4 protein-coding genes and 2 pseudogenes are annotated in these 9,364 nt (G+C 46.4%); 4 read left to right on the top strand and 2 right to left on the bottom strand.

Annotation, left to right across the window (positions count from 1 at the left end; translation table 11 throughout):
• From QT990_RS34735 to QT990_RS34720, 4 genes and pseudogenes are all read left to right on the top strand, one after another.
• A partial coding sequence (locus QT990_RS34735) for a hypothetical protein (RefSeq protein ID WP_333147983.1) occupies positions 1-234 on the top strand: 234 nt, incomplete at its 5' end.
• A 300-nt stretch (positions 235-534) separates the two neighbouring features.
• Complete coding sequence (locus QT990_RS34730; RefSeq protein WP_333147981.1) at positions 535-1,281, top strand: hypothetical protein; 747 nt, start codon at positions 535-537, stop codon at positions 1,279-1,281.
• Positions 1,281-5,576 (top strand): cadherin-like domain-containing protein, encoded by a 4,296-nt coding sequence (locus QT990_RS34725; protein WP_333147979.1) that lies wholly within the window; start codon positions 1,281-1,283, stop codon positions 5,574-5,576. Before QT990_RS34730 ends, QT990_RS34725 begins: the two co-directional genes overlap by 1 nt.
• A gap of 403 nt (positions 5,577-5,979) precedes the next feature.
• A pseudogene (locus tag QT990_RS34720) lies at positions 5,980-7,661 on the top strand (IS1634 family transposase).
• A 549-nt stretch (positions 7,662-8,210) separates the two neighbouring features.
• Here QT990_RS34720 and phnE read toward each other — a convergent pair.
• Positions 8,211-9,005: a phosphonate ABC transporter, permease protein PhnE gene (phnE, locus tag QT990_RS34715; protein ID WP_333147977.1), complete on the bottom strand. Its 795-nt coding sequence runs from the start codon at positions 9,003-9,005 to the stop codon at positions 8,211-8,213.
• Between the two features lie 125 nt (positions 9,006-9,130).
• Positions 9,131-9,364: pseudogene (locus QT990_RS34710) on the bottom strand (hypothetical protein); the annotation flags it as partial.

Here is a 9,364-nt window from a genome sequence, read left to right as displayed (position 1 = left end):
ATTATACTGATGCTCGGCAAAAAAGTCATGGTGGGGTTGCCCAGTATTTATACTCATCGCAAAAGTGACACGCTCCCTCTGGTCTCCCCCATGCAGTGTGGTCGATTGCCACTAATATGTGTTCCGTTGGGGGTGCTTCTTTCTGTAATTGCTCCAGATACAGCAGCATCAGTTTTTTTCGGTCTGGTCTACAGTCTTGTAACGCTTCGTAGACGCAACGCCTGTGACGATTGAATAATGGATTGAGCGAAAATTCCGCTAAACATGACGCATTCGGAGTGGTCATCACGCTCATCCATGAGCTCGAATGTTGCATCTTTCGCTTTCACTAATAAATCGTATGCTGCTCCCAGGAAAGTCCTTTAATCGTTCACTGTTCATTTAAGGAGTGGATAGGTTTTATTTTTCACCCTCATTCTCTCCTGGCGCGGTGGCTCTAGTTCTTCTTTTGCCACCGTTCTCATCTTTGGTTAGTCTAAACTACAGTGATAAATTGATTCTAAGAAGCTCAATCGTTTTGGGAAAATATCTACAATGGATCAACAAATCGTGTCAAAAAATGTATCGGGAACACCTTTGGCCAAGCCTGATGAAACACAAAATCCTGTCGGGGATTTAGACAAGAACAGCCCTACAATTACCGATGCGGAGTTCGCGGAGTTTATTAAGCAGGCGATCGCCGAAAACCCCGATGGCGTTAAGACCAAACTTCCGAATCAGTCTAACGGTGCACCCGAAACAGGTGCTGCTGATAACAGCCAAACTGCGGAATTTATGGGCGTACTAGAAGAAGGTGCGGGCGACAAAGATGACGATGATGACAGCGGCATCGATCGCCGCGGAACTCTCTTCGGTAATGATGGCGATGACGTAATTGTCGATCACCGCGGAACTCCCTCCGGTAATGATGGCGGTGACGTAATTTTCCTCACCGGCGATGAGGATGAGATATACGGCAAGAAAGGCAAGGACAAAATCAAAGGAAACCGTGAGAAAAACAATAAAATCTACGGTGGTAAAGATGACGACGATTGCGAGGGCGGCGATGGCGACGATGAAATAAAGGGCGATCGGGGCAAGGACAAGGTTAACGGTGGCCAAGGCAACGACAAGCTTAACGGCGGTAAAGACGACGATACCGTGATGGGCGGTACCGGCAACGACACCTGCGAAGGCGATGACGGCGATGACTGGGCCCACGGCAACGAAGGAGATGATAAGGTTGACGGCGGCGCCGGCAACGATACCATCTACGGCGGGGTGCCGGCGACGATAGCGTGATGGGCGGTGCCGGCACCGATACCCTCATTACTGGCGACGGCAATGACATCGCAGACGGCGGCGACGGAGACGACAGCGTTAGCGGCGGCGACGGCGAGGATACGCTGATGGGCGGCGACGGCAACGATACGCTGATGGGCGGTACTGGCAACCATACCTGTATAGGCGGTGGTGGAGATGACGTTTATGGCCTGAGTGACAGTAACTCTGGGGCAAGTGCAGTCATCAGTGACTACGAAGACGGCAAAGACAAGTTTGTGCTGACTGGCGACTTGAACTTTAGCAGCTTGACCTTTATACAAATCGGTGTCAATACCGAAATTCGGGTCAATAACTTCGCGCTGGCGCTATTGTTGAATGTCAACGCAACGCTTATCACTGCTGGCGACTTTTTGGGAGTTAATCCTCAAACTCCAACTCCAACTCAACCTCAAACTCCAACTCCAAATCAACCTCAAACTCCGATTTTTAACCCTGCGCGAGTGGAAGCTAATCAGCCCTTGACTGCTGGTTCCAGCGGCGACGAGCAAACTCTTACTTCTGAGTTGTTGAGTTTTGTCGATGACGAGCAAGGTCCTGGCGGCATAGTCTACACGCTAACCGAGCTGCCCGATCCTACAACCGGCCAACTATTGTTGAATGGAGTCCCAGCACAAGTCGGTTCTACCTTCTCTCAAACAGACATTAACGCAGGCTTGGTAAAATTAAAAGCGGCAGTAGGTTTTGTCGGTGCGCTTAGTATTGGTTTTGAAGTTAGCAACGGCAGAAGAACTCTCATCAACCAGCGTTTTAGCTTGAATGTCGAGCAAAATGTCTTTATTTTTGCTGGCACTACAGCACCTCAAGTTATTGTCGGTTCTGCGACGCTGGATAACGACATCGAAGGCAGCGATGATGCCGATGTTATTATACTCGGCAAAGGCAACGACAAAATCATCGGCGGCAAAGGCAAGGACACAATTAAAGCAGGCGATGGCGATAACGATATCGACGGTGGCGATGACGATGAGGAGATCGAAGTCGGCAAAGGCAAAAACAAAATAAAAGCAGGCAAAGGCAAGGACAACGTTAAAGCCGGCGATGGCGATGACGATATCGACGGCGGCGATGATGATGACAATATCGAAGCTGGCGGCGGCGATGACACAGTAGTAGGCGGTCCTGGGAATGACGTATTAACCGGAAATGAGGGCAATGACACGATCGAAGGCGGCGAAGGAACCAATACTCTAATTGGTGGTGGTGGAAACGATCGCTATATTTACCGCACTTCCCGCCAACAGATTCAAACAGTTGCAGAAGCTGACTTAATTACTGACTTCAATGTCGCTGAGGATCTTTTAGAGCTTTCTACAGCAGATTTTGGTAATCTCAGCGTTTCTAGCTTGACCCGACTGGAGATTACTGCTACTTCTACTGTTGGGTCGATCGGCAGCGCTAATTTGCTCGACTTCACCGCGGATATCACTGTTACCAGCATCGCGTCTTTGCAAGCCCGGTTTATAGCTTTGGGTGGCAACCTAGACGCGCCTACTTTCTGTCAGTTCATAGATGCCGAGACCGGCCGTTCTGTGCTGGTATTTGCTGTTGGGGCGCGCTTTGAAATTGTCACCAGTTTCTCGGCGAGCATTCGCCTGGATGTCACTAACATTGTCTTCACGGTCTTCACGGGCCCACCACTTAATATTCTTGTCGGTACTGCTGGTGCGGACAATGCGGATTTCACCACTTCTCCGGCCCCTGTTAATTACGATGGTTTAGCAGGCGATGACAAGATTGTCGGCAGCAATTATAACGATAGCCTCAAGGGCGGCGACGGCAACGATACCATCACTGGCAGCCTCGGTTTGGATGTCATAAGCGGTGGCAGTGGTGCGGATCTGTTTGTTTACAAAGCAGCAGGCGAAGGCCCTGATGCGATTACTGACTTTACCTCTGGAAGTGACAAATTCCAGTTTACCGCGAGCGCTTTCGGTAATTTGACGACGACTAACTTTGACGCTGTAAGCGGTTCAAATCCTGACATTACTGGCAAAGAGTTAGTGATTTTCACAGGCGGCAGTTATGCCTCTTTGGAAGCTGCACAAGCTAAAGCCCTGGGCAATTCTACAACTGCTGGTTTCTTCGCCTTTACGAATGCCTGGAACCAGACGGTGTTGTATTTTGACTCGAACGGTACTGTAGCCGGTGGTTCTACCTTGATTGCGAATCTGGGTACTGCTGCTAGCAATCTGGGAACGGCGGACTTTGTATTTACAGGTACGATCGCTTCTTCTGATACTGGTACTTCTCCCACTGGTACTACTACCAACTCAGGTAGCGTTGTGGATTTAACTGCTGCTGGGAACACTTACCCAAGCGACTTTAACAATTTCGGTTCAGGTGCTGGCGGTTACAACTTCACTACTCCTGTCTTGTTTACCGGAGATGCGAAGGCTAACAGTGTCACTGGTACTGAATTTGCTGACATCTTCAGCGGCGGTTCTGGTGCAGATGTGATCACTGGCGGTGCTGGTGCGGATCTGTTTGTTTACAAAGCAGAAGGCGAAAGCCGCGATAGGATTACTGACTTTACCCCTGGAACTGACAAATTAGAGTTTACCGCGAGCGCTTTCGGCAATTTGACGACGACTAACTTTGACGCCTCCAGTGGTTCAACTCCGGACATTACTGGCAAAGAGTTAGTGATTTTCACAGGCAGAACTTATGCCACCATTCAGGAATTTACTGCAGAAGCTAAGGTTCTGGGGAATTCTACAACTGCTGCTTTCTACGCATTTACGAATGCGTCGAACGAAACAGAGTTGTATTTTGACTCGGACGGTACGACAGCCGGTGGTTCTAGTTCTACCTGGATTATTAATTTGGGTAGGGCTGCTAGCAATCTGGGAACGGCGGACTTTGTATTTACAGGTACGATCGCCTCTTCTGCCAATGGCACTACTGTGACTGGTACTACTACCAACTCAGGCAGCATTGTCGATTTAACTGCGGCTGGGAACACTTACCCAAGCGACTTTAACAATTTCGGTTCAGGTGCTGGCGGTTACAACTTCACTACTCCTGTCTTGTTTACCGGAGATGCGAAGGCTAACTGGGTCACTGGTACTGAGTTTGCTGACATCTTCAGCGGCGGTTCTGGTGTAGATCTGATCACTGGCGGTGCTGGTGCGGATCTGTTTGTTTACAAAGCACCAGGCGAAAACGACGGTGATGCGATTACTGACTTTAAGTCGGGAACTGACAAATTCGAGTTTACCGCGAGCGCTTTCGGTAATTTGACTACGACTAACTTTGACGGTGTTAGCGGTTCAAATCCGGACATTACTGGCAAAGAGTTAGTGATTTTCACAGGCGGCAGTTATGCCACTTTGGAAGCTGCACAAGCTAAAGCCCTGGGCAATTCTACAACTGCTGGTTTCTTCGCCTTTACGAATAATGCGTCGAACCGGACTGAGTTGTATATTGAGTTGTATTTTGACGCGAACGGTACCGCAGCCGGTGGTTCTACCTTCATTGCGAATCTGGGTACTGCTGCTAGCAATCTGGGAACGGCGGACTTTGTATTTACAGGTACGATCGCCTCTTCTCCTACTGGTACTACTACCAACTCAGGTAGCGTTGCCGATTTAACTGCTGCTGGAAACACTTTCCCCGTCGCCTTTAACAACTTCGGTTCTGGTGCTGGCGGTTACAACTTCACCACTCCTGTCTTGTTTATCGGAGATGCGGCTGATAACAACGTCACGGGTACTGAGTTTGCTGACATCTTCAGCGGCGGATTGGGTGTTGATCGTTTCAACGGCGGTGCAGGTAACGACAGCATCTCCGGTGGCGCTGGTAACGACAGTCTCTTTGGCAACGCGGGTAGCGATACTCTCAACGGTGACGAGGGGAATGACACTTTAATCGGTGGTGGGGGAACCAATGTTCTCAACGGTGGTGCTGGTGCGGATCAGTTTACGTTCCTCGGAACTACTGCTGGCGGCGGGGATGTAATTACCGATTACAGCATTGCTGACGATCAAATTAGCATCTCCAACACTGGCTTTCAAATCGGAACCGGAGCTGCATTTGTGACTCAGAGTTTGTACGCTTACAGCAGCACAGTGTCTGATGTAACTGTGTTTGAAGCAAATTTAACCCAGCCGTCGTTCATTGCTCTCTACGACGGTTTGTCTACTAAACTGTATTACGATAGCAACGGTTCTACGGTTGGCGGTAACAGTTTGTTTGCAACTGTCAATAATGTCGATTTAGGAATTTCCGGTAGTTCTGAATTGTTCTTGTTCTAAACGGCAAGAATCCTAATCGGGATATCGGTACGGTTAGGGGCACGGCAAGCCGTGTTCCTACCCACATTCCGCACCCCAACTGGCACATACACGGATTGAGCACGTCACAGTGAGCAAGTCGAGAGAATAGTGAGTAGAAATACCCAAAGACTTGGGTCGTTAAGCATCACCCAGTTGTCCATTCTTGCAAATTCAGGTTCGGGCATGAGTTAAATCTGATTGTGTGAAAAATGCGTAAGCGTTGCTGGCCGTAGGCATCGGCCCAAAACCAAGTTGATTGCCCAGCGGTAAGATGATTCATGAGGAAAATGCGTTAATTGCGATCGCAACCATAGCCAATCATTACCAAAAATAGTGTAAACTGGCGAGCGCGATCAACGCTCAAATCAGGATCAAGCCGCCCATGCAAAAAGCATCCCAGATGAAAGTAGAAAACCTAGATCATCTGGGCCTGATAGCCGGTCTAGTTGATGAAATAGGAATTGTCGAAAAAATCAATGAATTAGTAGGCGAACAACCAGGTGAAATAGTCAGCCCCGGCTTGGTAGTTAAAGCCATGATTATCAATGGATTAGGGATGGTTTCCGCCCCACTATATTTATTTTCTAAATTTTTTGAAGGGAAAGCAATAGAACATTTACTTGGGTCAGGAATTCAAGCATCACATCTGAATGATGACCGTTTAGGCAGAGTATTAGATAAATTATAAATGGCCGTAATTACCGAAATATTCACAACAATTGGCCTGTCAGCGGCTCAAAAATTCGAGATAAAAACCGACACATCTCACTTAGACTCAAGTTCATTTCATCTACATGGCAAATATGAACAAGAATTGCCAGCAGTATCTTTTTCTAGCACAGAAATGGATAGCAATCAGTTGGATAATTCATCGATAGAACATCAAACATCCCCAGTACCAATTAAGATTACCTACGGCTACAAAGAGTGACCATCGCCCCGACTTAAAACAGTTTATTTTAGACCTAATTTGTAGTGGAGATGGAGATGTACCACTATTTTTGCGAGTAGCTTCAGGCAACGAATCAGATAATTCCATATTCGCCTCAATTTGTCAAGACTTTAAAAAACAGTTAAATTTCGACAGTTTAATGGTAGCCGATAGTGCATTATATACGGCTCCCAACTTAGAAATGTTAATCAATTTAAGATGGTTAACTCGCGTACCACTGAGCCTCAAACAAGCGCAGCAATTGGTATGTCAACTAAATGAATCAGAATTTCATGAAAGTTCAGTGACAGGATATCGTTGGTCAGAACACAAAAGTAATTATGGTGGAATTGCACAAAGATGGTTAGTAGTAGAGAGCAGTTTGCGGCGTGATTCTGACCGACGCAAGTTAGAAAAAAACCTCAAGAAAGCTGAAGTTGAAGGTCAGAAAAAGTTGCGAGAATTATCAAATATTGAATTTGCTTGTGACACCGATGCCTTGTCAGCAGCAAGTCGTTTATCTGCCAAACTAAAATATTATAATTCAACCCAAGTTAGTAGCAGACAAGCGACAGCAAAATCCGCGGCTAATTCGACCAGTTCTGACATTTCTAGCTCCAAGTTAATATTTAAAGTTCAAGCACAACTAGAATTAGATGAAGCGTGCGGTAGCCAAAGCAACCAAAGCTAGTGGCAGATTTATCTTAGCTACTAATGTGCTGGATGCCTCACAATTAAATCCTGATGAAATGATTGTAAAATATAAGGAACAGCAGTCGGCAGAGAGAGGGTTTGGGTTTTTGAAAGATCCCCTATTTTTTACGGATAGCGTATTTCTCAAGTCGCCGGAAAGAATCGAGGCTTTAACTTTGGTAATGGGTTTGTGTTTGTTGATTTATACTTTAGGTCAAAGGTTACTCCGGCAAAACTTGCAACTCACTAATAAAACCGTAAAAAATCAGTTGGGCAAAGGAACCAATCGACCTACTTTGCGCTGGATATTCCAAAGTTTTCAATCGATTCATGCCGTGTGTATTCAAGGAATTCAGCAAGTTTCTAATTTGACATCCGAACGGTTAGCTATCTTAAATTTGTTTCCAGTCACCTGTCGGTCTTATTATTTTTTGTTGTGAAATGAACTCGATTATTGATTGGTAAAACTGACTTAGATTTAAATAATTTTTGATTCAGCAGTGATGTATTATTGTCATAATGCGGGCGATATATGCTGGAATTTAATAGTTGTTAATGGTCGGATTTTTGATGTTTTATGGGTTAAGAAGATTTAATTCATGCCCTCACGTCAATTTTTAGGAATTCCTAACTGAGTGATGCGATCATTACAGAGATTTTTGGGTGTTTTTACTCACTATTATCCCCTCAATTTGCGTATGTGCCAGTTGGGGTGCGGAATGTGGGGTTAAACACTTTAGTTGCTATTTTTTGGGTAGGGGAACGGCAATGCCGTTTCCTCTTTTGCGGTTGTCGATGGTTGGAGTCGATCGCACTCGCGAGGGCAATTTCACCCTCCAATCCAGTTTATTTTACCCGTTACGCGAAATAAGGACACGGCAGTGCCGTTTCCCTACAATTAATCGGGCCGTGGTTAAATCCGATTGGGCGATCTTTTTTGGGTAAGGACACGGCATTCCCGTGCCATTATTTTGTTTCTCAACCTGTCCTTATTTTGTTTCTAGCCGCTGCCGCCATTTGCTGCTAATAACATCTATCACCGTGACTACAACTAACAGCACTAACATCATTGTTGTTGCTTTGTTGTATTCAAAATATCTGATATAATTCACCAATTCAAAGCCTATTCCGCCAGCGCCGACGACTCCCAACACCGAAGCCGCCCGGATGTTATACTCAAACATCCACAGCGTATAACCCAATGCTAGCGGCAATACTTGCGGGAAAATGCCGTATTGGGCAACTTGCAGCCAAGATGCACCTACGACTTTTAAAGATTCGACCGATCGCGCTTCTACTGATTCGATCGCCTCCTGATAAAATTTAGCAAGATAGCCGATAGTATAAATTGCCAGGGCTAAAGTACCCGCCGGCGCGCCCAAACCAGTCGCCGATACAAACAGCAACCCCAGCACAATTGAAGGAACAGAACGCACCGCATTTTGTACCAAATTGGCCAGCCATTGCAGCCACCTTGGTGCTATGTTGTGGGCGCTGCAAATAGCAACTGGCACGGAAATAATTGCCCCGATTGTCGTTCCCCAAAGCGACATTTGGATTGTCTCGATTAAAGCCTTAATTGCTACATCCATAATTTCGAGATTCGGTGGCCACAAGCGCGAGATAAAATCAGTCATGTAAGGCCAACTGCCGACCAGGGTTGTTGCATCAATTTCTAGTCCGCGCAGCGCCCAACCGTAAAGTACAATTAAACCTACTGCAATACCCAGATTTTTGATCCAGCCATAGTTTTTAGAGAAAGTACCCAAGTTTTTTTCGGTCATCTGCGTTTATTTTTAGATTGAGGTACAGCGATTTTTTTTAATTAGTGAAAGGGCTTTTTTTTCAACGAACCGCTTCGAGGTGCGTTAGCGCTAGGACACGAAGGAAGATAACAAAAGAGAGGAGTTCACACTTCTACTTTGGGAGGTGTTAATTTGCTAAATTTGTCGGAGAGGTTGTGGCATTTGCCATCATAGACTATCTGGCCGACATCGAGGACGATCGCCCTTTCTGGATAAGTGCTGGCCATTCCCAAACCGTGCAATACTACAACTACTGTCATTGGGAGCGTGTCACTTTTGCGATGAGTATAAATACTGGGCAACCCCACCATGACTTTTTTGCCGAGCATCAGTATAAT

Origin of the sequence: Microcoleus sp. T3_B1, assembly GCF_036700445.1 — a bacterium.
Taxonomy (GTDB): Bacteria; Cyanobacteriota; Cyanobacteriia; order Cyanobacteriales; family Microcoleaceae; genus Microcoleus.
The sequence above is the reverse complement of the archived record's forward strand: the minus strand, read 5'-3'. Positions and strand labels throughout refer to the sequence as shown.

What these genes read in the sequence shown, in the direction of transcription:
- QT990_RS34725 (WP_333147979.1), top strand. Translation starts at nt 1,281, where the DNA reads ATGGGCGGTGCCGGCACCGATACCCTCATTACTGGCGACGGCAATGAC.
- QT990_RS34730 (WP_333147981.1), top strand. Translation starts at nt 535, where the DNA reads ATGGATCAACAAATCGTGTCAAAAAATGTATCGGGAACACCTTTGGCC.
- phnE (WP_333147977.1), bottom strand. Translation starts at nt 9,005, where the DNA reads ATGACCGAAAAAAACTTGGGTACTTTCTCTAAAAACTATGGCTGGATC.